General features: G+C 71.3%; 22 protein-coding genes and 1 pseudogene. 13 read left to right on the top strand and 10 right to left on the bottom strand.

Annotation, left to right across the window (positions count from 1 at the left end; translation table 11 throughout):
- The first annotated feature begins 143 nt into the window (after window positions 1-143).
- The 3 genes from ACFZP7_RS34660 to ACFZP7_RS34650 all read left to right on the top strand — a co-directional run bounded on the left by ACFZP7_RS34660 (window position 144) and on the right by ACFZP7_RS34650 (window position 2,006).
- Window positions 144-857 carry an SDR family oxidoreductase gene (locus tag ACFZP7_RS34660; RefSeq protein WP_019330806.1) on the top strand — a complete coding sequence of 238 codons (714 nt, stop codon included), beginning with the start codon at window positions 144-146 and terminating at the stop codon, window positions 855-857.
- 75 nt (window positions 858-932) lie between these two features.
- Window positions 933-1,484, top strand: coding sequence for a carboxymuconolactone decarboxylase family protein (locus tag ACFZP7_RS34655; RefSeq protein ID WP_216880440.1), 552 nt, complete (start codon window positions 933-935; stop codon window positions 1,482-1,484).
- A 66-nt stretch (window positions 1,485-1,550) separates the two neighbouring features.
- A complete protein-coding gene (locus tag ACFZP7_RS34650) occupies window positions 1,551-2,006 on the top strand; it encodes a carboxymuconolactone decarboxylase family protein (RefSeq protein ID WP_029394606.1) in 456 nt (151 codons plus the stop codon).
- Window positions 2,007-2,073: 67 nt separating this feature from the next.
- Here the strand turns inward: ACFZP7_RS34650 and ACFZP7_RS34645 are convergent, their stop codons facing one another.
- Window positions 2,074-3,315 (bottom strand): acyltransferase, encoded by a 1,242-nt coding sequence (locus ACFZP7_RS34645; protein ID WP_223779408.1) that lies wholly within the window; start codon window positions 3,313-3,315, stop codon window positions 2,074-2,076.
- Between the two features lie 149 nt (window positions 3,316-3,464).
- Complete coding sequence (locus ACFZP7_RS34640; protein WP_019330802.1) at window positions 3,465-4,328, bottom strand: sigma-70 family RNA polymerase sigma factor; 864 nt, start codon at window positions 4,326-4,328, stop codon at window positions 3,465-3,467.
- Window positions 4,329-4,487: 159 nt separating this feature from the next.
- On the opposite strand from ACFZP7_RS34640, the gene ACFZP7_RS34635 reads away from it, so the two are divergent.
- Window positions 4,488-6,617 (top strand): FAD/NAD(P)-binding protein, encoded by a 2,130-nt coding sequence (locus ACFZP7_RS34635; protein ID WP_385638652.1) that lies wholly within the window; start codon window positions 4,488-4,490, stop codon window positions 6,615-6,617.
- Window positions 6,614-8,029 (top strand): 3-carboxy-cis,cis-muconate cycloisomerase, encoded by a 1,416-nt coding sequence (pcaB, locus tag ACFZP7_RS34630; protein ID WP_385638649.1) that lies wholly within the window; start codon window positions 6,614-6,616, stop codon window positions 8,027-8,029. Before ACFZP7_RS34635 ends, pcaB begins: the two co-directional genes overlap by 4 nt.
- 69 nt (window positions 8,030-8,098) lie before the next feature.
- Here the strand turns inward: pcaB and ACFZP7_RS34625 are convergent, their stop codons facing one another.
- The gene (locus ACFZP7_RS34625; protein WP_029394605.1) at window positions 8,099-8,560 is read right to left on the bottom strand and encodes a carboxymuconolactone decarboxylase family protein; all 462 of its coding nucleotides are present in this window, start codon (window positions 8,558-8,560) and stop codon (window positions 8,099-8,101) included.
- A 326-nt stretch (window positions 8,561-8,886) separates the two neighbouring features.
- Here ACFZP7_RS34625 and tap point away from each other — a divergent pair, with 326 nt between their 5' ends.
- A complete protein-coding gene (gene tap, locus ACFZP7_RS34620) occupies window positions 8,887-11,148 on the top strand; it encodes a telomere-associated protein Tap (protein WP_385638647.1) in 2,262 nt (753 codons plus the stop codon).
- A 255-nt stretch (window positions 11,149-11,403) separates the two neighbouring features.
- On the opposite strand, the gene ACFZP7_RS34615 is transcribed toward tap, so the two are convergent.
- From ACFZP7_RS34615 to ACFZP7_RS34600, 4 genes are read right to left on the bottom strand one after another with little or no spacing between them, the layout of a single operon-like run.
- Window positions 11,404-12,606, bottom strand: a complete 1,203-nt coding sequence (locus ACFZP7_RS34615; RefSeq protein WP_385638644.1) for a hypothetical protein — start codon at window positions 12,604-12,606, stop codon at window positions 11,404-11,406.
- Between the two features lie 5 nt (window positions 12,607-12,611).
- Window positions 12,612-13,775 carry a serine/threonine-protein kinase gene (locus ACFZP7_RS34610; RefSeq protein WP_355274674.1) on the bottom strand — a complete coding sequence of 388 codons (1,164 nt, stop codon included), beginning with the start codon at window positions 13,773-13,775 and terminating at the stop codon, window positions 12,612-12,614.
- A 16-nt stretch (window positions 13,776-13,791) separates the two neighbouring features.
- Window positions 13,792-14,733: a trypsin-like peptidase domain-containing protein gene (locus tag ACFZP7_RS34605; protein WP_031022716.1), complete on the bottom strand. Its 942-nt coding sequence runs from the start codon at window positions 14,731-14,733 to the stop codon at window positions 13,792-13,794.
- 9 nt (window positions 14,734-14,742) lie between these two features.
- Window positions 14,743-15,213, bottom strand: coding sequence for a hypothetical protein (locus ACFZP7_RS34600; protein WP_031022714.1), 471 nt, complete (start codon window positions 15,211-15,213; stop codon window positions 14,743-14,745).
- Between the two features lie 419 nt (window positions 15,214-15,632).
- Here ACFZP7_RS34600 and ACFZP7_RS34595 point away from each other — a divergent pair, with 419 nt between their 5' ends.
- Entirely contained in the window at window positions 15,633-16,169 is a 537-nt protein-coding gene (locus ACFZP7_RS34595; RefSeq protein ID WP_031022712.1) for a hypothetical protein, read from the top strand.
- A 146-nt stretch (window positions 16,170-16,315) separates the two neighbouring features.
- A complete protein-coding gene (gene tpg / locus ACFZP7_RS34590) occupies window positions 16,316-16,873 on the top strand; it encodes a telomere-protecting terminal protein Tpg (RefSeq protein WP_031022710.1) in 558 nt (185 codons plus the stop codon).
- Between the two features lie 142 nt (window positions 16,874-17,015).
- Here the strand turns inward: tpg and ACFZP7_RS34585 are convergent, their stop codons facing one another.
- Together ACFZP7_RS34585 and ACFZP7_RS34580 are read right to left on the bottom strand one after the other, a co-directional pair.
- A complete protein-coding gene (locus ACFZP7_RS34585; RefSeq protein WP_385638640.1) occupies window positions 17,016-17,375 on the bottom strand; it encodes a nuclear transport factor 2 family protein in 360 nt (119 codons plus the stop codon).
- Between the two features lie 32 nt (window positions 17,376-17,407).
- Window positions 17,408-18,202, bottom strand: coding sequence for an SDR family oxidoreductase (locus ACFZP7_RS34580; RefSeq protein WP_385638637.1), 795 nt, complete (start codon window positions 18,200-18,202; stop codon window positions 17,408-17,410).
- Between the two features lie 79 nt (window positions 18,203-18,281).
- Between ACFZP7_RS34580 and ACFZP7_RS34575 the strand changes: the two genes are divergently transcribed.
- From ACFZP7_RS34575 to ACFZP7_RS34565, 3 genes and pseudogenes are all read left to right on the top strand, one after another.
- The gene (locus ACFZP7_RS34575; protein WP_385638634.1) at window positions 18,282-19,097 is read left to right on the top strand and encodes a MerR family transcriptional regulator; all 816 of its coding nucleotides are present in this window, start codon (window positions 18,282-18,284) and stop codon (window positions 19,095-19,097) included.
- 55 nt (window positions 19,098-19,152) lie between these two features.
- Window positions 19,153-19,260, top strand: a pseudogene (locus ACFZP7_RS34570) (riboflavin biosynthesis protein RibD); the annotation flags it as partial.
- A 124-nt stretch (window positions 19,261-19,384) separates the two neighbouring features.
- Window positions 19,385-19,912, top strand: a complete 528-nt coding sequence (locus ACFZP7_RS34565; RefSeq protein ID WP_385638632.1) for a DUF6584 family protein — start codon at window positions 19,385-19,387, stop codon at window positions 19,910-19,912.
- Between the two features lie 221 nt (window positions 19,913-20,133).
- Here the strand turns inward: ACFZP7_RS34565 and ACFZP7_RS34560 are convergent, their stop codons facing one another.
- The gene (locus ACFZP7_RS34560) at window positions 20,134-22,656 is read right to left on the bottom strand and encodes a Helicase associated domain protein (protein ID WP_385638630.1); all 2,523 of its coding nucleotides are present in this window, start codon (window positions 22,654-22,656) and stop codon (window positions 20,134-20,136) included.
- Between the two features lie 261 nt (window positions 22,657-22,917).
- On the opposite strand from ACFZP7_RS34560, the gene ACFZP7_RS34555 reads away from it, so the two are divergent.
- Both ACFZP7_RS34555 and ACFZP7_RS34550 read left to right on the top strand, forming a co-directional pair.
- Window positions 22,918-23,103: a hypothetical protein gene (locus ACFZP7_RS34555; protein WP_385638627.1), complete on the top strand. Its 186-nt coding sequence runs from the start codon at window positions 22,918-22,920 to the stop codon at window positions 23,101-23,103.
- Window positions 23,104-23,652: 549 nt separating this feature from the next.
- Window positions 23,653-23,949, top strand: coding sequence for a hypothetical protein (locus ACFZP7_RS34550; RefSeq protein WP_385638624.1), 297 nt, complete (start codon window positions 23,653-23,655; stop codon window positions 23,947-23,949).
- Window positions 23,950-24,296: the final 347 nt, after the last annotated feature.

Here is a 24,296-nt window from a genome sequence, read left to right as displayed (position 1 = left end):
GACTGCCGCAGTTCCCTCCTGACACCGGCCCGTCCACCGGCCCGGCACCTATAGCGAACGCATCGCGTACCTATGAACGGCCTCGTCCACGCTGGTGGCAGACCCGAAGGCCACCTTCCGGATGCTGCAGTGGAGAGGCAGGGATGACCGACAAGATCGCTCTCATCACGGGAGCAAACAAGGGAATCGGTTTCGAGATAGCGCGCCAGCTCGGCGAGCTCGGCATCACCGCCGTCATCGGCGCGCGGGACGAGCAGCGCGGCAAGGAAGCGGCGGAGCAGCTCGGGCAGCCGTACGTCCAGCTCGACGTCACCGACCCGGACAGCGTCGAGGCCGCCGCCCGGTGGATCGAGGCGGAGTACGGGCGCCTGGACATCCTCGTCAACAACGCCGGCGTCACCGTTCCGCCACCCCAGGGCACCCCGAGCGCCACGACGGCACAGACGCTGCGCCGGATCTACGAGACCAACGTGTTCGGCGTCGTCACGGTGACCAACGCCATGCTGCCGCTGCTGCGCAAGTCGCCGGCCGCCCGCATCGTCAACCAGTCCAGCGAACTCGGCTCCAAGACCCAGGTGATGGTCGAGGACAGCCCGCTGTGGCCGCTGAACAACATGCCGTACAACTCGTCCAAGGCCGCACTCAACATGATCACCGTGACCTACGCCAAGGAACTGTGGGGCACCCCGATCAAGGTCAACGCCTGCGACCCCGGCTACTGCATCACCGACATCAACAACGGCATGGGCTTCATCACGGCCGCCGAGGGCGCCAGGATCGCCGTACGCCTGGCGACGCTGGACGCCGACGGCCCCAACGCCCAGTTCTTCAAGAACGAGGGCCCGCTGCCCTGGTGACCGGCCGGGCCCGCCGGGACCGGGAGGGCCGCCGCACCACGCGATGCTCCAGACCCAGGAAGCGAGGCCCGCACCGTGAGCGGACTTCCCCTCATCCAGCCGGAGAACGCCACCGGTGAGGCGGCGGCCCTGCTGGAGGAGGTCCAGCAGGCGCTGGGCCTGACGCCCAACCTCGCCAAGGCGATGGCGAACAGCCCCGCGGCGCTCAAGGGATTCCTGGACCTGCGGCGCGCCCTGCGCGGGGGAGGCCTCCCCGTACCCGTCCAGGAGAGCATCGCGCTGCTGGTCGCACAGCACACCGGCTGCGACTACGGCCTGTCCTGGCACACCTACACCGGCACCAGGCTGGCCGGCCTCAGCCGGCACCAGGCCCACCGCGCCCGCCGGGGAGAGGCCGAGGACCCGTTCACCGAGGCGGCACTGTCCCTCACCCGTTCCCTGATGCACCACCGGGGAGCACTGACCGACGCCGAACTGGCCGCCGCCCGCGGCGGCGGCCTGTCCGGCGCACAGATCACCGAGGTCGTCGCCCACGTCGCCCTCAACATCCTCACCACCTACTTCGGGAGAACGGCCCGTGTCTGCGTCGACTGGCCCCTGGTACGCCACGACGAAACGCGCGCCTGACACCCCCGCGGCCGTCCCCCGCACACCGCATGTCCTGTCCGCACTCACCGAAAGCAGAACTCGATCATGGAAGCACGGATGACCAACCCGGCCGGTGTCCTTCCCGACGCCATGCAGGGAGTCGGCGCCCTGATGAAGGCCACCCGGCAGGGCGGTGTCCCGCAGCTCACCCTGGAGCTGGTGCACCTGCGGGTCAGCCAGATCAACGGCTGCAGCGCCTGCGTCGACGCGTCCTCCCGCAGCGCCCGCAAGGCGGGGGAGACCGAGGAACGCCTCGCCACCGTGGCCGCCTGGCGGGAGGCGCCCTTCTTCACCGACGCCGAACGCGCCGCCCTGGCCCTCGCCGAGCACGCCACACGCCTCGCCGACCGCGAGGACGCCGTCCCGGACGCCGTCTGGGACGAGGCCGCCCGCCACTACGACGAGAAGGGCCTGGCCGCGCTCGTGATGATGACGGCGGTGGCCAACTTCTTCAACCGCCTCAACGCCACCACCCGTCAGGTGGCCGGCCAGGCCTGGTGAACCGCGCCACGGCGGCCCGGCACTCCCTCGCGGAGGCCGGGCCGCCGTGCCGGGACGGCGCCCGACCTCAGGACGCCGCCGCACGCCGGGCACGCCGCGAGGAGGAGAACCGCCGGGTGATCGGCCGCTCCACCAGCGCGTACAGCGCCCACGACGCCAGCACGCTGATCACCAGCCCCAGCGCCACCAGACCGGTGGTCTCGGCGACCGAGAAGGTGCCCTCCAACTCCTTGCGCATGTAGGTCAGCACGATGAAGTGGACCAGGTAGAAGGCGAACGAGATCTCGCCCAGCCACAGCATGGTCCGGCCGCGGAACCAGCTCGCCGTGCCCCGGATGTCCGCGGTCGCGGCGGCCGCGATCAGCAGCACGATCGGGATGATCGTCACCGAACGCTGCGAATACAGGAACGGCACGTGGGAGCAGAGCACATAACTGCCGGCCAGCAGCACGCCCGACCACACCATGCCGATGTTGAACCAGCGCCCGCGCACGACCGCCTGAGCGACCAGCATGCCCAGCGCGAAGTCCAGCACGCGCGTCACCGGAAGGTTGTAGGCGAACCAGTACTGCTCGGCGGAGACCGTCGCACCCAGCGAGGCCCCCGGGAAGTACGGCTTGTCCGCGATGAACACGTACGCCGCCCAGGGCGTGGCGATGATGCCCGCGGTCACACCCACGATCCAGTACTTCAGGTGCTCGGCACGGATCCGCTGGAACCAGGAGTGCAGCAGCGGGAAGCAGGCGTAGAAGAAGGCCTCGCACCCCAGCGACCAGCTCGGCTGGTTCACGCTGGAGAACACCTCGAAGTCCGGTACCCACACGTGCACCATGAACAGGTTGGCGATCGCCGTCCCCGTCGTGGTGTACACCGACGCGAACAGCACCAGCGCCAGCGCCCAGGTGATCACGTAGTTCGGGTAGATCTTCACCAGCCGGCGGCGCCAGAACCTCGGTGCCGTGTCCCGGTCGCGGGCCGACCACGTCAGGACGAAGCCGCTCAGGACGAAGAAGAACGTCACGCCCAGCGCGCCCGCGTTCCCGGTCACGTCGAACAGGTTCATCGCCGCCGAGTCCGACTCCAGCAGCCGCAGATGGGGGAAGGGCAGCCCCACGTGGTTGAAGAACACCAGCAGCGCCGCACCGAAGCGCAGCCCCGTCAGGGAGTCCAGCCGCGCCGAACGGGCACGCCCCGCCGCCTTCTGCGGTCCGCCGTCAGGCACCCCGGCCGAGCCGCCGGGCCGGGCCGGGCCCGGATCACCGACCGCCGTGGGCGGGAAAGCACCACCCGTCATCTCGTCATGTGCCACGCGAAAGCCTCCTCGCCCATGGGTACGTTCGCTGCCGAAGGGGCAGAGAACCGCTGCGCGGGCGATTAGACGGCACGTGGCTCGAACTCCACTGGGGCAACAGCCCGGATCCGGTGGAGCCGGCCGGACACCGGCCCCCGGCGGCGCGTTCAGGCGTCCAGCAGCGCCAGGTCGAACGTCAACAGCCGCTGCGGATCGGTGATGACGTCGATCTCGACGATGCGGCCGTCCCGGACGTCGAACGTCATCGCCCGGAAACCCTCTCCCGCGTGCGCGGCGATCACACCGGGCGCACCATTGATCAGCGCCAGCTGGGCCACCTCGGCGATCCGCGCGAACCTCGACGCCGTCGAGGCCACCGCCACCGCACCCCGCACCCCGAACCGGCCGTCCGAACGCGCCACCACACCCGGGTCCAGCACGTTCAGCAGCGCATCGAAGTCACCGCCGCGCGCCGCCGACAAGAACGCGTCGACCACCTCGCGCCGCTTGGCCAGGTCGGGATCGGACACCGGGGTCCCCCCGCGCACCCGGCGCCGCGCACGGCTGGCCAACTGCCGCGCCGCCGCCGGCGTCCGCTCGACGATCGGCGCGATCTCGTCGAACGGCACCCCGAACATGTCGTGCAGCACGAACGCCAGCCGCTCCGCCGGGTCCAGCGCCTCCAGCACCACCAGCAGCGCCAGCCCCACCGAGTCCGCCAGCAGCGCCCGCTGCTCCGGGTCGCCCTCCTCCTCGTGGACGTAGTCCGGCACGTGGACCACCGACTCGAACGGGTCCTCCCGACGCACCCGGCGCGACTTCAGCATGTCCAGGCACACCCGGCCCACCACCGTGGTCAGCCAGCCCCGCAGGTTCTCGATGTCGCTGTCATAGGCCCGGCTCAGCCGCAGCCACGCCTCCTGCACGGCGTCGTCGGCCTCGGTGAGCGAGCCCAGCATGCGGTACGCGACCGCCCGCAGATGCCCGCGGGCGCCCTCGAACTGCTCGGCCAGCCATTCCCGCTCGTCCATGCCCGCTCTCCTCCCGATCGGTTCCTCACCACCCTGACGCACGAGGCCACGCGGATGTGACCGCACGCCCGCCGCCGCCCGCCGCGCGGCGCCGCCCTCCAGCGGGGACCGAGCCCTGATTGAGCGCCACGGCCGACGGTGGCGCACAAGGAGGCGACTGTGGACCGTTCACCTGACGATGGCCCGGACCGGCTCGCCGGATTCCCGGTCAGGCACCCCGACCCGGCCGGACGGCGGCAGCCGGTTCCCGAGCACGGGTTCACCGCATACGGCGGGCACGTCGACCTGTGCGTCGTCGGCGCCGGACCGCGCGGACTGTCCGTACTGGAGCGGCTGTGCGCCCACGAACGCAAGGTCCCCCGCTGGGACAGCGTCACGGTGCACGTCGTCGACCCCTCACCCCCCGGCGCGGGCCGGGTCTGGCGGCCCGCGCAGTCCCGGCACCTGCTGATGAACACCGTCGCCTCCCAGGTCACGGTCTTCACCGACGCCAGCGTGCGCACCGAAGGCCCCCTGGAGGAAGGCCCCAGCCTCCACCAGTGGGCCAAAGCGGTGGGCGCCGGAGCCCTGGCCCCCGGCCCCGACCTCGCCCACGACGAGGAGATCCTCACCGAGGCACGTGCCCTCGGCCCGGACAGCTACCCCACCCGCGCCCTGTACGGCCACTACCTGATGTGGGTGTTCCGGCAGGTCACCGCCGAAGCGCCGGCCCACGTCACCGTGCGGGTGCACCGCACGCGGGCCGTCGCCCTGGCACCGGACACGGCGCCCCCCGCCCGGTCGGCCCAGACCGTGCTCCTGGAGGACGGCACCCGGCTGACCGGACTGTCCGCGGTGATCCTCGCCCAGGGCCACGTACCGGCCCGCCCCACCGCCACCGAACGGCGGCTCGCCGCCTTCGCCGCCCGGCACGGCCTGACCTACCTGGCCCCCTCCAACCCCGCCGACGCCGACCTGACCTCCGTCGGCGCCGGAGAACCGGTCCTGCTGCGCGGACTCGGCCTGAACTTCTTCGACTACATGGCCCTGTTCACCCACGGCCGGGGCGGCACCTTCGCACGCGTCGACGGCCGGCTCCGCTACCGCCCCTCGGGCCGCGAACCCCGCCTGTACGCCGGATCCCGGCGCGGGGTGCCCTACCACGCACGCGGCGACAACGAGAAGGGCGCCCACGGCCGCCACCTGCCCAGACTGCTCACCGCCCGGCACGCCGAAGCCCTGCGCACAACCGCCGGCCGGCCCCGCCCGGTCCGCTTCGGCACCGACCTGTGGCCGCTGATCGCCAAGGAGGTGCAGAGCGTCTACTACGAGGCCCTGCTCACCGCCCGCGGCCACACCCCCGCCCAGGTGGCCGACTTCGCCGGACGGTACCTGCACGCCGCCCCCGGCACCGCGGAAGAACACCTCCTCGACACCTACGCCGTCCCCGCCGGCGAACGCTGGGACTGGGAACGCGTCTCCCGCCCCTACGGGCAACGCACCTTCGGCGACCTGACCGAATTCCGCACCTGGCTGCGCGCCCACCTCGACGACGACGTCCGCGAGGCCCGCCTCGGCAACGTCAGCGGCCCCCGCAAGGCAGCCCTCGACGTCCTGCGCGACCTGCGCAACGAGATACGCCTCGCCATCGACCACGGCGGACTCGACGCACCCTCCCACCGCGACGAACTCGACCGGTGGTACACCCCGCTCAACGCCTACCTGTCCATCGGCCCGCCCGCCTCCCGCATCGAGGAGATGGCCGCCCTCATCGACGCCGGCATCCTCGAGGTCACCGGCCCGGGCATGCGCGTCGACACCGACCCCGACACCCCCGACGGCCCCCGCTTCACGGGCACGAGCGACATCCCCGGCGTGCGGGTCCACGCCACCACGCTGATCGAGTCCCGGCTGCCCGACATCGACCTGCGCCGCACCGCGGACCCCCTGATGAGCCACCTGCTGCGCACCGGCCAGTGCCGCCCCTACCGCATCCCCGGCGCGAACGGCGAGGACTACGAGACCGGCGGACTCGCCGTCTCCGCCCGCCCGTACCACCTGGTGGACGCCCACGGCACCGCCCACCCGCGCCGCTTCGCCTACGGCGTGCCCACCGAGGCCGTGCACTGGGTGACCGCGGCCGGCATCAGGCCGGGGGTCGGCTCGGTCACCCTGGAGGACTCCGACGCCATCGCGGCGGCCGCCCTCGCACTGCCCCGGCCCGCCGGCGCACGCGCACCGAAGACCGCGTCGGGCATCGTCCCTCCCCCCGGCACCCCCGGACCACAGGCGGCGAGGAAGGCATCATGACCCACGACCAGCCCACCGGGACCGCCCCCTCCTGCCCCCCGGACACCGGCCTGCTCTCCCCGGTCCGCGCCGGCACCCGCGTCGAGGCCGCCGTCAGCGACACCGCCTGGCTGCAGGCCATGCTCGACGCCGAGGCGGCCCTGGCCCGCGCCCAGGCACGCTGCGGAACGGTCCCCGAGAGCGCGGCCCGCACCATCACCGACTGCGCCCGCGCCGACCACCTCGACGTGCGCCGGCTGGCCCTCGACGCCCGCGAGACCGCCAACCCCGTTGTCGCCCTGGTCAAGGCGCTGACGGCAGTGGTGGCGCAACGGTCGCCCGAGGCAGCCGAGTACGTCCACCGCGGCTCCACCAGCCAGGACGTCTTCGACACCGCGGCCATGCTCGTCTCGGCCCGGGCACTGCGGCTGATCATCGCCGACCTGCACGCCGTCGCCGACGCCCTGGCCGAACTCGCCGTCCGCCACCGCGACACCGTCATGGCCGGCCGCACCCTGACCCTGCACGCCGTGCCCACCACGTTCGGCCTGAAGGCGGCCGGCTGGCGGCAACTGGTCCTGGAAGCCGCCGAACGCCTGACCCGTGTCGGCCACGGACTGCCCGTCTCCCTCGGCGGCGCGGCCGGCACCCTCGCCGGCTACCTCCAGTACGCAGGCCCCCACACCACACCCGAGTCCCTCATCGACGACCTGGCCGCCGCCTACGCCGACGAGACCGCACTGGCGGTGCCCGCCCTGCCCTGGCACGCGCTGCGCACCCCCGTCGCCGACCTCGGCGCGGCACTGGCCCACACCACCGGCGCGCTGGGCAAGATCGCCGTCGACGTCCAGGTGCTGACCCGCACCGAGATCGGGGAAGCCACCGAGCCGGCCGGCGCGGGCCGCGGCGCCTCCTCGGCCATGCCGCACAAACGCAACCCGGTCCTCGCCACCCTCATCCGCTCGGCCGCCCTGCAGGTGCCCGCCCTCGCCTCCGTCCTGGCCCACTGCCTGCCCGCCGAGGACGAACGTTCCGCCGGCGTCTGGCACGCCGAGTGGCAGCCCTTGCGGGAGGCGCTGCGCCTGACGGGCGGCGCCGCCCGGACCGCCGTCGAGCTGGCCGCAGGGCTCGTCGTGCATCCCGGCAGGATGCGCGCCAACCTCCGGGTGACCGGCGGGCAGATCGTGTCCGAGCGCGTCTGCGCCGCCCTCGCCCCCCGGCTGGGCAGGTCGCAGGCGAAGGACCTGCTGACCCAGGCGTCCCACCGGGCGGCCGAGACCCGCCGTCCGCTGGCCGACGTGCTGGCCGAACACCCGGCGCTCAAGGGCGTGCTCACCGCCGCGGAACTGGCCGCGCTGCTGGACCCGGCCGCCTACACGGGGGCGGCGGGAGCGCTGGTGGACCGGTCCCTGGCGGGGCCCGGCGCACCCTGAACACGTGGCGGGGGGCGGGCACCTGCGGTGCCCGCCCCCCTGCCGTCCCCGGCCGTCCTCGCCGCGGCGTCAGCCGCCGACCGGCCCGGCGGGCTGGCGGGTGGTCGGGATGAGCCGGTGCCACAGGTTGCTCAGACCGGTGGCCAGCAGGATCCCGGCGAGCTGCTGGTCGCTGAAGTACTTGGCGGCCTCGGCCCACACCTCGTCCGACACCGCGTCCTGACGGTCGCTCAGCCGCGTCGCGGCCTCGGCGAGCGCCAGCGCGGCACGCTCCTCGGGGGTGAAGAACGGCGTCTCGCGCCAGGCGGCGACCGTGCTGATCCGCTCGGCGCTCTCGCCGGCCTCCTTCAGGTCGCCGGCGTGCTTGTGCACGTTCCAGCTGGAGCCGTTGATCTGGCTGACCCGCAGGTAGATCAGGTTGATCGTGGTCTCCGGGACCCCGGTGTTCTTCACGGCACCGGCCACGCTCAGCAGCGCGGGAATGACGTCGGGGCCGGCGACGATCGCGGGGTTGGGCATACGAGCGGTCATGGGTTCCTCCAGAAATTCGATAGGCGACCGGTACCGGGCGGCCGCGTTGCCTTCACTGCACTGACGACCCGGAAGCAGAAAATGTGACCGGCGGGGAGAAGAACTTCCGGGAGCCGCAGCCGGCCGTCCCGCCGGCCACCGTCAGCATGCCTGTGCGATCACTGCGGACGGGCCCGGCCCCGACCGGTTCTCCAGCCCTTCTCCACTGCGGCGTCGGCATCAGGCCAGTCCCGCGGCCGGGTTCACCCGCCGAAGCCAAATCAGGGGATAAATACGGCCCAAAATCCAGGGTTAACCGGTGGTAGGGTCGGGGGCGGAGGTGGCGCATGCCGACGGAAGAAGAGCTGTTCGCGGCCGTGGACGCCCTGCTCGCCGGGGACCCGGACCTGCCCGGCCCCGCCGAACGGGCCCGACTGCGCGAGGCCGCCGGGATCACCCAGGCCCGGCTCGCCCAGGTGCTGCAGACGACGACGCAGACGGTGAAGAACTGGGAAGCCGGCCGCTCCCGGCCCCGCCCCCCGCGCCGCCAGGCCTACCAGCGCCTCCTCGAAGGCTGGGCCCAGCAGTTCCCCACCACCACGGCACCCGCCGACACCGCGCCCACCACCACGGCACCCGTCGCCACCTCACCCGGCGAACCCACCCCCGCCCCGCCCGCCCCCGCCCCGGCCGACGAAACACCCCCGACACACCCCGCGCCCGCGCCCGCGCCCGCGCCCGCACCCGCACCCGCACCCGCACCCGCGCCCGCACCCGCACCCGAGCCCGAGCCTGCCCCCACGTCCGAGGCCCCTCCCCGAAGCCGCCCCCCGCACCCGGAGAAAGCCCCCCACCCCCGGAAAGCCCACAGGCCGGCCCACCGCCCCACCCCGCCCCCGGCCGACCAGCGCTTCGAGAACGGCCCCCTCGCCGTCATCGACGTCGAGAACGGCCACGTCCTCGCCTACTGCGTCGGCGGACTCGTCCTGGACGTCCCCGCCAAGTCCCTTCCCGCACTGATCGACTGGACCCTGACCGAAGCCCGGCTCGGCCAGCCCCGTCTGCACCGCAACGGCCGCGACGGTGACCCGCTCCTCGTCCTCACCCCCGCCGCCCTGGAACGCTACGGCCTGCCCACCGCCCTGTCCGACGAGGAACGCCGCGCCGGCCGCCTCCCGGACGGCCACAAGGCCGTCAGGCAACTCACCCGGGCCGACTGGAAACTGACCCGCCGCGGACTGGGCCCCTGGGCGAGGATCTACCGCCCCGCCGAAGGAGCCAAGCGCCACTGCGTCCAGCTGTGCATCCCGGCCTGGAACGCCCTGGACACCCGCGAATGGGACGACAGGAACGCCCCGCGCCTGCCCTCGATGCACCCGGCCGACCTCGCCCGCTACCTCGGCGCGTACGCACAGCGCGTGATGACACCGCGCGGCACCGCGGCGGTCACCGGCCTGGAGCTGATGACCGCGCTGCACCCGCCGACCCGCGCCGAGAAGGACCCGGTCACCGGCGCGTTCACCCGGGCCCTCAACGAGGACGCGCTCACCGCCGTCCACGACGTGGTGGAGTGCGAGGTCCCCGACGAACACCCCCTGCTCAAGGGCAGGTTCGCCCGCCACCACCTGCGCACACCGGCCGAGATGCTGATGGAGGAGCCCTACGACTGGTGCCGCCCCCTCACCGACGACGAGTGCATGCGGCAGTACCTGGTCGCGATCGACGTCAACATGTCCTTCGCCGCGGCCGCCAACGGCCTGACCGTCGGCCTGAACGGCCCGACCCACCTCACCGGCAACCCGCCCTTCGACCCGTCGCTGCCCGGCTCCTGGCTGGTCGACCTCAGCCACGTCGACCTCTCCCGCGTACGGGTCGACGGCCGCCCGGTCGACGGCGGCCGGCTCCCCTCGCCCTTCACCCCCAAGGGAGAGCGCCCCACCGGACCGGCCTGGTACGCCACCCCCACCGTCGCCTACGCGGTGGAACTCGGCTTCGAGGTCGCGCCCGTCGAGGCGTACGTGCGCACCCGCACCGGCCGCTACCTGGACGCCTGGTACAAGCGCCTGCGCGACGCGTACGTCACCACGATGGCCGATCTGGGCGTCACCACCGGCCTCGGCGGCGCCGAGTTCCTCGACGCGATGGCCCGTTCCCGGCAGAGCGACCCGGTGATGGCGCTGCTGGTCGGTGCGATCAAGGCGACCGCGAAAGGCGGCATCGGCAAACTCCGCCAGCGCAACCGGGGCCAGGTGCCGTACCACGAGCCGTGGCCCGCGCTCGAACGGGAGACATGGCGCCCCGACATCCGGGCCGCCGTCCTGGCCAACCAGCGCATCGGCCTGCACCGCAAGCTGATGAAGACCGCGGCCGCCGCCGACCTCTACCCGGTGGCCGTCGGCACCGACGCCGTCGTCTACCCCTCGCCCGGCCCCACCCCGCTGGACGTCCTGCCCCACACCCCCGAGGGCAAGCCCGTCCCCGGCACGTTCCGGCTCGGCGTCTCCCCGGGAATGGTCAAGCACCAGGGCACCCGAACCGTCCTGTGGGCCGAGGAACAGTTCGAGGAACAGGGCGGCGTCTTCAACATCGCCAACCACATCAAGCTGTAGGTACTCAGAACCTGCGTCATGTTCTCGCCAGGTCCTGCTGCTGACGACCCGCAGGAGACGGCGGCGGTGGTACTGGCCCGCCCGGACGCCGGCGAGCGGGAGCAGGTGCTGCAGCGGGCCGCGCAGGTGAGGGAGGTGCTTACCGGGTTCCGCAGCGGCAGCGAGGAATTGGCGGCCGAGGGGAGCCCCGCGCCGCCTACAGCCAGGTTGTGTTGTTGAGACCCCTGGAAGAGCTGGTGAACCCTCCCCTATGACTCATTCTGCCCCCTCGGAGTACGGCGAAAGGGATGCGCTGCCTTCCGTGACGATGCCGTACACGTCGTCCGTGGTGAGCCCCTGCTCCTGCGTGTAGTCGCCCTCGAAGAACATGACGCGACGCGACTGCCCCATGCGCTCGAAGCGCTTGATGATTTCCTGTGCGATGCCGGGGAGCGATTCGGCCGGCGCCGAGAGGGCGCCGAAAGTGCCCTCGTGGAAGTCTCTGGTGCGCGGGTCGCGCAGCGTGGCCCAGCTCCCCCGAAGGGGCAGGATCTGCAGGAGGTAGGTGTACGTGCCCGGGCCGGACGCGGCGTGCGGAGTGGCCGGTGGCAGGCGCCGGAGACTCTTCTGGACCGGCACGATCAGGTAGTCGCCGTCGCCCCCGGGACCGGCCAGGATGTGCATGCGCCTGGAGCGCCCCCAGGAGTCGGGGGCCAGCGCACCTTCGCGTTCCAGGTCGAGCAGCAGGGACCGGGCGAGCGCGTCGCGGGTCGCGTTGTCGCTCATGGTCCCGGGGCGGGCCCTGCGGATGTGCAGGAGGGGCGCGTCATCGGAAATGAGGGGGAGGAACCTGGTCACCACGGCGAGGGCGTCGTCCGTCGTCGGGCGGATGGGGCCGTCCCGTACGACGAGTACGCCCTCGATCGCCGCCGGGTCCATGGGTGTTGCGTCGGGGCGGCCGGTGGGGAGGACCGGCACGGACAGCCCCCGGCCGTCGCAGGCGGTGTTCGCGCAGGAGCCCGCGACCACTTCCGGCGCGTCGACGGAGGCCGTGTACGAGGTCGGCCTCTGCGCCTTCAGACAGTCCCTGCACAGGGTGTACCGGCACTTCTGGCATTGCATGCCGATGGGGTTCGTCGGCTGGAACTGCACATCGTTGTCGGCGAACAGGACCGCGTGCGTCGAGTACCAGCGGGCGTCACAGGCCGAGCACGCCGTCGTGATCGGCGCCAGCAGCGCGCTCCACTGCTGCGTTTCGGTCAGGGGCTCGGGGGACGCGAGCCGCGTCGTGCGGCTCTGGGCCAGCACCGAGAGCGCCACGAACAGCCCGTCGAGGTTCTCCGGATCACGGCGCAGAGCGCACAGGACCTCGTCCAGCGCGGTTCGGTGCCGCCCTTCCGCCAGCAGCCCCGCCACCGTGCGCCGCAGGTCCGTGAGGTGCGGGCTTCGTTTCCATTCCGACAGATCGAATCGCCGCATGGAGGTCACCGCCAATCTGCTAGTTCGGTTGCTTCGGCATGCCGCCCGGCCCGGGTCAGCGCCTGCACCGCCGTCTGCCGTACGGTCTCGAAGAGAGCCGGGGGCAAGGACGTCGCCAGCAACCGGTTGAGCCGGCTGATGGCCTCGTCGAGCCGGTCGAGCCGGATAAGCACTTGGGCCAGCGACAGTGATCTGCGCTGCTGGTCGATCTGGGGCAGGGGAGTCTCCGGGGCTTCGACCGGCGGTCTCCTGACCGCTCGGGCCAGCATCTCGGCGACCATGGTGAACGACTGCGGGCGCTCCGACAGGTGCTGCTGCAGGCAGCTCGACAGAAGGATGCTGATGCCCTCGCCGGGCGGGGCGACGGGCACCTGGGTCAGCTCGGACTGCCCCCAGTAGTAGAGCTCGCTCTGCCGGTCGCCCGGGCCCGGGGACGCGTAGTAGTCCAGCAGTTGCGCCCGCTGGGCGACCGGGTCGGGCGCCAGGGCGAAGGGGTAGGGGAGCTTGCCTGTGCACGCCTCGTACAGGAGCACGCCGAAGGAGAAGATGTCGGCGCGGGTGTCGCAGGGCTCCCTCCGCAGCACCTCGGGCGCGGCGTACGCCCAGGTGCCGCCCCGCGCGCCCGCGAAGCGTCCGTCCTGGATACGCACCCGCTGGGCCAGGCCGAAGTCGGCGACCTTGGCGTGACCGTTCTCGTCGATGAGTACGTTCGACGGTTTGAGGTCGAGGTGGGCCACCTCGACGATGTGGGACAGATGCGCCATTCCGGCGCACACCTGCTGCAGGATCCCGGCGAGCGAAAGCCCGGGGCCCAGCCGGATCAGGTCGGTCAGGGTCGAGGGCGCGTAGTCGAAGACGATGCCCGGTTGCCCGCGTACCTCGGTGACGCCGAGCGTGGTGACGGTGTGCCGGTGGGGTTCGAGCCTGAGCAGCATCTCGAGTTCGTCGTCGCCGACGAGCGCGCCGGACAGCGGGATCTTGATCGCGCGACGGCCGCCGCGCTCGAGGTCGTCGACGATGAGGACCCATGCCTGTCCGCCGCGGCGGATCTCCACCACCGCCCAGCGGTCGGACAGCACCTCGCCGATGGCAGCGGGTGTGCCTGAGAGCGGTGGAGGCGGCTCGTACGGTCCGTCGGCCGTCAGGTCGGTGTGGGAATCGGCGTCCAACTGGTTGATCACCCCTTCATTCGGGTGCCTCCGGCGTCACGTTGGCGTTCGGATCAAACAGGTCGGGTGCGGAGAATTCCACCAGCATCGTTCCGCTCGCGACGGTCAGTCGGTCCTTGTCCGCGACCGGGCAGGAGTCGCCCTTGGCGAGCTTCAACTGGCGGGTGGCGCCTGCCAGGAATGCAGGGTGGGAGCCCAGATGCTGGTAGGTCAAGGTGGTACCGATCAGGGTGAGATGACCGTGGAAGCGACTGTCACGGTGGTCCGGCAGGTACACGAGGTTGTGTGCGTTGCGGCCGAGCGAGACGGTGAAGTCGTCGGATTCCAGGATGAGTTCGAGCGAGTCGCCGCGCAACCACGACAACCGAAGTGTGCCGGCGGCGAAACGGCGGACGGGTGCGGCCAGACGCAGGCGCTCGGGGGCGAGCGCGACGAGTTGCTCGGCCGGGGCGAGCAGCACGGTGTCACGGTTCCAGCGCCCTGAGTTGAGACGGGCCGACACGATACCGATGACGCTGCCCGTGCCGGTGAGCAGCACCGGTGCGCCGCTCATGCCCGGCTGGGCGTGCTGGCAGCTCACCTTCACCCAGGCCTGGCCGTTTTGCGCTGTGGTGCCGACGTAGTGGCCGACGCCGGAGTCGTAGTCGCGGGACGCAGCGAATCCGCGTAGGTGGACCGGGTCACCGGGGGTGGCGCTCGTATGCGAGGTGAGCGTCATCGGGTTCCAGTCATCGGCTTCGCGTACGTGGATAAGTGCCACATCGGTTGCGCTGTTCGAGGACAGCGAGCAGTCGACGGGGAGCGAGAATCCGGGCGCGGCGATCGGCTCGAAGGTCCATTGCGCGGCTTGGTGAGACGCAAGGACATGAGCGGCGGTCGCGGCGAGTCCGTCGGCGGTGAGAACGACCGCTGTCGCAACGGGCTCACCGTTGCGCACCAGCCTTCCGATGGTGTCCACAGCAACGCCTCAGCCCGGGAACAGCCGGTTGGCCAGTTCGAGTAGGGGATCCTGGCCGGATCGGTGCTCAGCCGACAGCTGTTCCGTGTCTGACCCGCTGCTGGGGGCGCGGGATGCCTGGACCGCCGCCGCTAGTCTGTGACCATTGAGGGCCGCTGTCTCGTTGGCATTCGCACGGGACTCGGCGGCCTCGGTCCGGGCCGCCAGATCTGCCACCCGCTGCCTCTGCACCGTCGTACCGAACAAGGCACCAATAGCCGCGAACGCGACGGCTTCCACAGAGCCGAGGACAACGAGCAGACGCGACCAGGTGACTTCGCTCGCGTCGGTATGGAACGCCAACCAGGCGAGAAGCCCGAGCCACAGCGTGACAACCGTGACCGCGACGACGAGCGCGGTCCCGACAAGCGGCGTGCCCGCCGGTGCTGCATCCGTCGCCCCGACGCCCGCCTCGACAGCCGCATTCTCGGTTTCAGACACATGCCCCCCTACATACCGCAGCCGCCCGAACGACTTCCCAGTCGGCTGTACGACCCCTAATTACTCACTGTTGTCCTCTGCGCCCCACCGGACCTTCCTCGGTCCCTGGAGCGCCCACTGATGCCTGATCGTCACTATGGTGAGCGAAGCAGGGCTGGGGCGCCGGGCATTCCAGCGAATTGCTGGACAGTGGCGTGTAGCAGACCGTCACCGCACTCGAGCTGGCGGCCCGTGCCACAGGCTTCAAGGCGCCCGAGCACAAAGGTCGTCGACGAGCTGTCAACGATCTGGCTGCCCGAGGTATCTCAGCACAGCACTGAAGGGTCGCTAGACCCCGGTTCAAGGGGGATTTATGGTCTAGGCTCCTCTCCGCTACCTTGGACTCATCGACCCCGTTAAAGGGGTTTCAGGGAGGCGCGTTGATCCAGATCACGCTGGGCAGGCGCAGGTCGATCGACCCGAGCGAGGACGCTTTCGCGCGGTCACAGATCGGCTGGACCGAAGGGCTCTCCGACCAGCAGCTCCACGACATCGCCCGGGGAACCTGGGTGATGCCCGGCGAACGTGTCGAACGGGAGCGGTTCGCCGTCGTCAGCGGCGACGTCATCATCAGGCAAGCCATGGAGATCGACCGGATCGTCGACACCCCCGACGGGCGACGGGCCTTCGAAGGGCGCATCCTCGGCCCCGGGCATCCGGTGTACGACCGCTACGTCGGCAGACCCGCACCGAACGGCGCCCAACAGAACCCCATCACCTACTTCAAGTCCCCACTGGACAACCGGAAGTGCAACTGCGGCTGCGGCAAATCGATCGAACGCGGCGATTTCCTCCCCGGACACGACCAGCGGGCCATCCACGAGCGCATCGCCCGCGTCGGCACCGTGATGGACTTCATCACCTGGTTCGACCAGACCTGGAAGACCGAAGAAGGCCAGCAGGATGATGCGGTATGAAGAAATGCCACCGAATGGAGACGGAAACCGCAGGACATCTGATGAGACAGCTGTGTAAGCAGCAGGCCACAGCCGTCCGGCATGACACTGGGGGCGCGAACCTGCACATGACCGACCCGGCCGCCGGAGAAGGGGAGTAGCCGACGATGACGGACCCGGTCGGGGACGGCCTGGACCGCGCACTGGAGGGAGCGTTCACCCGCCCCCTCCCCAAGAGCGCCCAGGCCCAGATGAAGTACCTGGTCAAGCAGCTCAAAGGCACCAGAGCCACCGCCCGCCTCCTCGGCGTCTCCCAGCGCACGGTGGAGCGCTACGTCAAGGGCGGGCTCAAACGGCCCCGCCGCGAGCTGCGGGAACGCATGGAACGCGAGGTCAAGAAGCGCTGGCAGCCGAAGGTCCGGGAGAGGGCCAGGCGCAAGGCGTCCACCACCGACGGCCTGGTCCTCTCCGCCCGGGCCCGCTTCGGCTTCACGGCCGCCCCGGGCACCACCGACGACGCCCGTGTCCGCGACATCATCCAGGCCCTCCCGCCCGACTGGGCGGACCGCCTGTTCACCGCCCGCGAGCAGGGCGCCACGGAGCAGCAGCTCCAGCGCATCGCGGCCGAGGGCCTCGCGGAGATGTACTTCCGCGCCAACAACACGCGTGCCCACGGCCTGGGCGTGGAGTTCACGGACATCGACCGGGTGGACGTCGGCCTCTAGAAGAAGGCGCCGCCCCGGGGCATCCGGAGGGCGGGCAGCCGCACCGGACGTACACGGGAGAGCCTGTGAGCGGCCGAGCGGCCGAGCGGCCGAGCGGCCGAGCGGCCGAGCGGCCGAGCGGCCGAGCGGCCGAGCGGCCGAGTCACCCGGCCGTCCACGGGGCGATGGAGAGCGCGGTGATGCGTCCCTCGTCATCGAGCGTGAAGGCATGGGCGAGGTCGACGGTGCCGCCGGGGAAATCGCCGTCGAGGCGTTGGGCCACCGTCCAGCGCCGGTCGTCGTGGCAGACGGCAGTGAGAGCAGTGGCCGTGTAGGTGTACTCGGCCGAGGTCCTCTCGAGCCAGGCCCTGACCGCGTCGCGGCCGCGGTGGGTGCGCCCGTCGTCCACGACCACCGGGGCAGGGCCGAAGCAGCCGGCCGCCGCGGGCACGTCGTGGCCCCTGTGGGCATCGAGGTACGTCCGGATACGGGCAGGCAGGCCGGGAAGGCCGTCCAGGGTCATGCGGGAACCCTCCTGAGTGCGGGGGACAGGGGTCAGAGCGTGGGGACGGTGCCGCCGTCGATGGTGTGCTCGGCGCCCGTGATGGCGGCGGCGCGGTCGCAGACGAGGAAGGCGACCAGCTCGGCCACCTCCTCGGGCCGTGCCGGACGGCCGAGAGGGATACCGCCGAGCGAGGCCAGCACCTGGTCCCAGGCCGCGGCCCGGTCGATGCCCTGCGCGTCGGCGATGCGGGCCACCAGGGCCGCGGTGCCCTCCGTCTCGATCGCGCCCGGGGAGACGACGTTGACCCGCACTCCGTGCGGAGCCAGTTCCCGGGCGAGGCCCTTGCTGTACGTGGTCAGCGCGGCCTTGGCGGCGGCGTAGCCGAGCGTGGCGTCGGGCAGGGGCAGCCGGCGCTGGATGGAGGAGACGTGGACGACGGCGCCCCGGCCCGCGTCCCGCATCGCCGGGAGCAGCGCGCGATCGAGGCGCACGGCGGCCAGCAGGTTGAGGGCGAGCTCGTCCTGCCAGTGGGCGTCGGTGAGGGCGGCGAACCCGCCGGCCGGCGCGTGCGAGCCGCCGAGCGTGTGCACGACGACGTCCGGGGTGCCGAGCCGGTCGCGCACCGCCGAGACCACGGCGCCCACGCCGTCCGGCGTGGTCAGGTCGGCCGTGACGAAGAGCGGGTCGTCCGCCGCGGACGCGGGCGCCGTGCGAGCCGTCGGGAGCACGGTGGCGCCGGCCGCGCGCAGGCGGGCCGTGATCGCGGCACCGGTGCCCCGTCCGGCGCCGGTGACGACGGCGAGACGCCCCGCGAGGTCGGGGGAGAGGGAAAGGCTGCTGGTCATGTGACGGAGCGTGCCGCCTCCCGCGGCACCCGGGTCAAGCGCTGCACTCTCCCCCTGCGGGAGGGTGCACAGTGGGGGAGTGCTGACGATCGGCGAGTTCTCCCGGCTGACCCACCTGAGCATCCGTACGCTGCGCCGCTACCACGAGGCCGGACTGCTGGAGCCCGCGCACGTGGACCCGTCGAGCGGTTACCGGTACTACGACCCCGCCCAGATCCCCGGCGCACAGGTCATCTCCCGGCTGCGGGAACTCGACGTACCGCTCGCCGACGTCCGGCGGATCCTGCTCACCCCGGACCCGACCGTACGCGCACACCTGGTGGGCGAACACCTCCAGCGGCTCCAGGACCAACTGTCACGGACCCAGGCGGCCGTCGCGTCGCTGCGCCGGCTGCTGCGCCCCGAACCGGCCGGCGTCGACGTCGAACTGCGCCCCGCGCCCGCACGGCGCGTGGCCGCGGTACGGGGCATGGTCACCCACCAGGAGGTGCTCTCCTGGTACGCGGGCGCGATGGCCGAACTGGACGCCGTCATCGACACGCCCACGGGCCCCGCGGGCGGCCTCTACGACAACGCACTGTTCAGCCAGGGCCGCGGGGACGTGCTCGTCTACGTCCCGGTCGCCGCGCCCGTGCCGGACCTGGGGCGCGTCCACGGCACCGAACTGCCGCCCGCCGAGCTGGCGGTCACCGTGCACCCGGGCACCCACGACACCATCGACGTCACCTACGGCGAACTGGGCAGGTGGGTCGCCGACCACGCCCTCGCCGTGGCCGGGCCGGTGCGCGAGACCTACCTCGTGGGCCCGCGCGACACCCCCGCCTCCGAGCAGTGGCGCACCGAGATCGGCTGGCCGGTCTTCCGGGTCGCCGACACCGGCCCCCGCCCGTCCTGAGCCCGTCACGACCCGGCAAGGACAGACAGGACAGGAGACAGGGCAGGCACCATTCGGACAGCGACTGTTCGACGATGGCCTGCCGACTTCGAAGTGGAAGCTCACCCACCAGGAGACCGGCGAACTGGGCGAGATCGCCATGGTCTACGACCGAGCCCGCTGAACAAAGGCTGTCCCGCAACCGGTGCTGTTCCGTCTCAGCGAAGTTCAGCGGATACCGGGAAGAGCGAGCGCTGAGCGGCGAAACCAGGTCGACGCAGATCAGTGCGGTACCCGATCATGCGCTCATGCCCCTGAGAGAGACCCTTGCCCGAGTCGACGCAGACCTGACGGCCGGCCGAGTTCCCGTCGCCCGCCAACGCCTGCGCGGCCTCGTCTCCTCCTTCCCACACGTCTTGACGCTCCGCCGCCGTCTGGCCGAGGTGTACCGCCTCTACGGCGACGCCGCCGAGGCCGGACGCTGGATGTACCTCGAAGAGGACCGCAACGCAGAAGAGACCGCCGCCTTCGAGGCGCGCTACGGGTCCCCCAGGCGGCGGATGAAAGCCCTCGCCTGGCAAGGCCCCGAGGCCAAGGCCGCCACCCCTTTCGCAAAGGAGCAACTGGTCGCGGTGCGGACCGCCTGCGCCGAGGAACTGGGGCACCCCGTCGACTGGGAGAACCCCGCCTCCTACCGCAATGACTGGGCAGAAGAGCACGAAGCACCCTCCGGACCATGGACGATCAGCGGTGTCCTGGCGGGCGCAGGCTGCCTGATGGCAGCCCTCGGGTTCCTCGCGATCTGGGTGAACGGACTCGTTGCCCTCTTCGACTGACCCAGCTCACCCGAACCTGCCACCAAACACCACCCAACGTTCGGCACGAAGCCGTTCGAGGTGTCCAAGCCCGCAGCCCACCCCATCGTCGACCACCTCCAACCCGCACTCGCCCCGCAACAGCGCAAGCACTTCGCGTACGGGCGCCCATGCCTGAGCCTCGACAGCCCGGCCACACATCACACGCCATCTGCCACGCCGCGCGGTGACGACAGCACCCCTCACGTCCATCGCATGCCAATGGCGGACAGCAGCTCCACCCGTTCCGGCGTCAGCGTCGCCGCCCGGGAGCGCTGATTGCCGATCCAGGCGCCCAGCTTGTGCTGCCGCTCCTCCTGGTCCTGGCCGACGATCCGCTCGATGTGCTTCCTCGGCACGCGTAGGTGTCCCTCGCGCTCGTAGTACTGCTTGGCCGCGGCGTAGTTCATGGCCCACTTGTCGGCCTGCGAACGACGCGGCTTGGGCTTCTCGTCCTCGCCTGCGGGCGTGATGCCGAGGAAGCGCTCGCACAGCCACTGCTGCACGCCGGTGAGCTTGTCCCAGCCGTACCGAACCGACCGCACCCACCGCCCAAGATCCTCGCCCTGGTGCACGACCCTGCCCGGCGACGTGGGCAGCGCGCCGCCGGCCTCAAGATGCCGGCGGACGAGGTGGAAGGCGCGTTGCCACTCCACGGGCCAGGCCGGGCACCACGACGGGTCGATGTCCTCCAACTGCTCGCGCCGCTCGTCCGACAACGCCCCAACGACGGAACCCACGGGCAGACCCTCGGCACGCCGCTGCTCGACCTCGGCAGCCTTCCGGGCCGCGGCCCGCTGGTTCTTCAGCCAGATGCCCACCCGGTACCCGTTGTAAGTAGCGTCGGTCGGGGCCAGCAGATGGCCCGCCTCGGCCGCCCACCCGCGCGCCGCCGCCAGACCTTCCTCCCACGCGACATCGAAGTGCGACCACACCATGCCCAGCTTCTCCAGCAGCGCGACGCGGTCGGCGCCCAAGTCCCCGCGTGCGTAGAACCGCCGGTTGTCGGCGATCCACTGCCCCAGCGGAAAACCGGCGAGCGAGGCCGGCCACCCCTCGAACCCGGCCTCCACCGCCTGATCCTCCCCACCGGGCACGCGGTACGTGAACGGCACCTTCAGGTCACCGTGAAGCCGCTGGTAGATGCCGGCGGCCTCCATCCCACGCCGCCAGTGGGCGTGCTCGGGGTCGAGGACCCGCAAGTTGATGAACGCGGCCAGCTGCACCGGGTCACGTGGAGTGGAGAACTTCAGCAATGCCCGGGCCGGCACCGACAGACCCCTGCCGCTTCGGTCGCCCCCGGCTTCCTCGCCTTCCGACTCCCCGCTGCGACTCTGCACGCCCCTCACCCGGCTGGCCGCCTGGGGCTCGGCGAGCTGCTCCACCACCCGGGCATCGTGCGCCCGCAGCGCCTCCAGCAACTTCGCGAGCCCACCGAAAGCCCGCGACGTGAGCATGTTGTCCACCGTCTCGCCTGGCCCCAGCAGCACCGGCACCACGAGTGAGGCGACCTTGCCCTCACCGGGCCGCATCCGCAGCGCGCGACCGACGGCCTGGACAAGGTCGGGCATCGAGCCACGGACGTCGGCGAAGTAGACGGAGTCACAGTTGCGGGTGTCGACCCCTTCACCCAGCACCTTCACCGAACCCAGGAAACCCTTCTCGACGACCGTGCCGTCCCTGGCGATGCCGGCCGCGAACTCATCGAGAACCCGGCGACGACGTCCCGGCTTGTGGTCACCGCACAGCCAGTCCGCCCAGATCGCCTTCGGGTACAGCGCGGGATCCGCCGCGTGCAGCTGCGCGCCCACGCTCGAGAGGCCGACCGCGAACGCCTCGGCCTCCTTCACCACATGGTGAAAGACCAGCGTGCGCCGGAACCCTTCCTCCGAGGAAGCCTTGAGCAGCGCCGTCTGGAGGGCTGCGAGCCGAGCCCCCCGGACCTCGTCCGAACGCCCCTCCACACCCAGCAGTTGCACGGCCTGAAGCCGCGCGTCGGTGATATCCACGCACACCACCTGATACGGCGCACAGATGCCCCGGTCGATCGCCTCCGACAGCGTCAACGTGTAACAGCGCGCACCGAACGGCCCGTCCGGATCGTCCTCCATCGACGCGACCAGCTCACCCGGCGCGCCCCGACCGGCGTCCTCGCCCAGCTGCCACAGCCGCGGCGTGGCCGTCATGTACAGGCGCCGCAGGGCGGGGATGCGGGTGTTGTCGTGGACAACGGCCCACGGCTTGCCCAGCCGCCCCGACGTCCGGTGCGCCTCGTCGACCACGATCAGATCCCACCCGGGGAGACCGGCGCCGTGCGCGCGCTCGAGTGTGCCGAGGCCGAGGGAGGCGTAAGTGGCGAACACAGTGACCTTGTCGAACGGCCGCACCCAGTCGACCAGCTCACCCACGTCCGTGGTGTTGGGGAAGGACACGTCCCCGCCCCGCAGGGAGGAGACCCCGACCATCGGACCCGTACGGCCTCCGTCGCGCCACGCAGCCTCAGTCTGCGCGAGCAGATCCAGCGAGGGGACGAGCACCAACACACGGCCGGCACGCAGCTCCTCGGCGCTCCGTGCGGCGACGAAAGTCTTGCCGGTTCCGGTGGCCATGATCACCTGAGTGCGCAGACCCCGCTCGGGCACAGTGGAACGTGCAGGAAACTCAAGCGACCGGAGTACCGCATCCACGGCTTCCCGCTGATGAGGACGGAGTTCCTTCACAGCCATTCCTTCACCCCTTTCAAGCGGAACAAGACGACAGACAGGCAGCGATTGCCTCCGCGTCAGCTTGAGCCGAGACAGTGAAGGACGCCCCGAACCGAGGCCCGCCCAATCAGCCTGCAGCAGCACACACGCCTTACCCCTGTAGCCCTCAGGTTCCAGACTCTATCCCACAGAAAAAAATGAAGCACACGGTCGAGAATCATCCCTGGAGCAGCGGGTACTCCGCACCGAAACCCCAACACTTCGAGCTGCTCCAGGAGAGTCATGAGGCAAGAGACCGAGAAGGGCAACCGGTTCTGCAAGGCATGCGGTACGCCCGCTGAGGACGGAAAGTTGTGCAGCCACTGCGGCGCGGCTCTGGACTTCCCCGACGAGGACGGACTGGTTGAGGACCAGGGCGTCGCGGTGCGACGCGACTTCGAGAAGCATGCCCGCCTCCCAGAAGACTGAGTGCAGCCCACAGTAAGAGAATGAGTCAACGCCCCTCGCCCTCTTCGTTGCGCTTTCACCCTCTGCCCCTGCGCAGGAAGACAAGACCTGACAGCGGGTAGACGGTGAGGTATGGAGGCACACGAACCCGACGGGGTGAGCAGAGCCAACAAGAGACCCGTGCCCGGGGAACCATGCGGATCTGGCGCTGGGCCAGGTGGGCGGCGCTTGCTCTCACGGTCAGCTGGGCGGTGAACTGGATCAGCCGTCTCATCCGGGGCGAGCAGGGATGGGATCTGTGGTGGCCGCTGGTCAGTACCGTGATCTGGACAGGCATGACCGCCTATGGCTTCGCGACGTACTCCCGGATTAGGACCGCAGATTCACCGACCGTTACCGGCAGGCGACCCGCCTGAACGCCCGCCACCCGGACCACGAGCACCGAAAAGGGACGCTGGCCGTGCGGAAGACGAGGGGAGGGCAATGGAATCAGCTAAGTGGTCTGCCGGCCTCTCCACAAAAATCTGCGCGACCCCGATGGGGCATCGCGCATTGGGTACACGGTGCCGCATGGCACCGAAGACCGAACGCATCCAGTTCCTGCGAGCCGTGCGGCAACTGCGCCGTGTCCGCTCCTTCTACGCTGCGGCCATCCTGCTGTGGACGGGGACCGCGGCCTGGACCGGCTGGCAGGCCCCGGGGAGCCGGCAGATGTGGGTATCCATTCTCCTCCTGACCGTCTTCACCGTACTGCTCGTCACCGCGAGCCTCGCCCTGCGGCGTCTCGCCGTTCCCGCCACGGGCCGGCCCATGCACCACGCTGCCCGGCACAAGCTGCTGAGCACCCGCCCTCACGCTCACGCCTGAGGAACCATCACCCTTCCCGCCGGGTCGGCTGGGCCACGTAGGCGCCCGGGGCACCCCCTCCTCTCGCTGCCCGGGCCGTAGGCCCGTTGGCCGGCCCGCGCAGCGGGTCCGGCCGTGTGGCGCGCAGCGCCACCAGGTGGCTGGAGCGCAGCGGAGGCCACCCGGGGCCGAAGGCCCCGCAGCTCCGGGAGCGCAGCGGACGGAGCGTCACCAACCCGGCGAAGCCGGGTTGGTGAGCGGGACGCGCAGCGTCCCGCCAGCGCTCCCGCGGAGCGGGAGCGCAACACCCGCGCGCAGCGCGGGTGTTCGCTGCCCATCGCGCAGCGATGGGGGGCCCGCTCCGCGGG

Source organism: Streptomyces sp. SudanB5_2050 (genome assembly GCF_964272335.1).
Lineage (GTDB): Bacteria > Actinomycetota > Actinomycetes > Streptomycetales > Streptomycetaceae > Streptomyces > Streptomyces rochei.
This window is presented reverse-complemented; position numbering and strand designations above follow the sequence as displayed.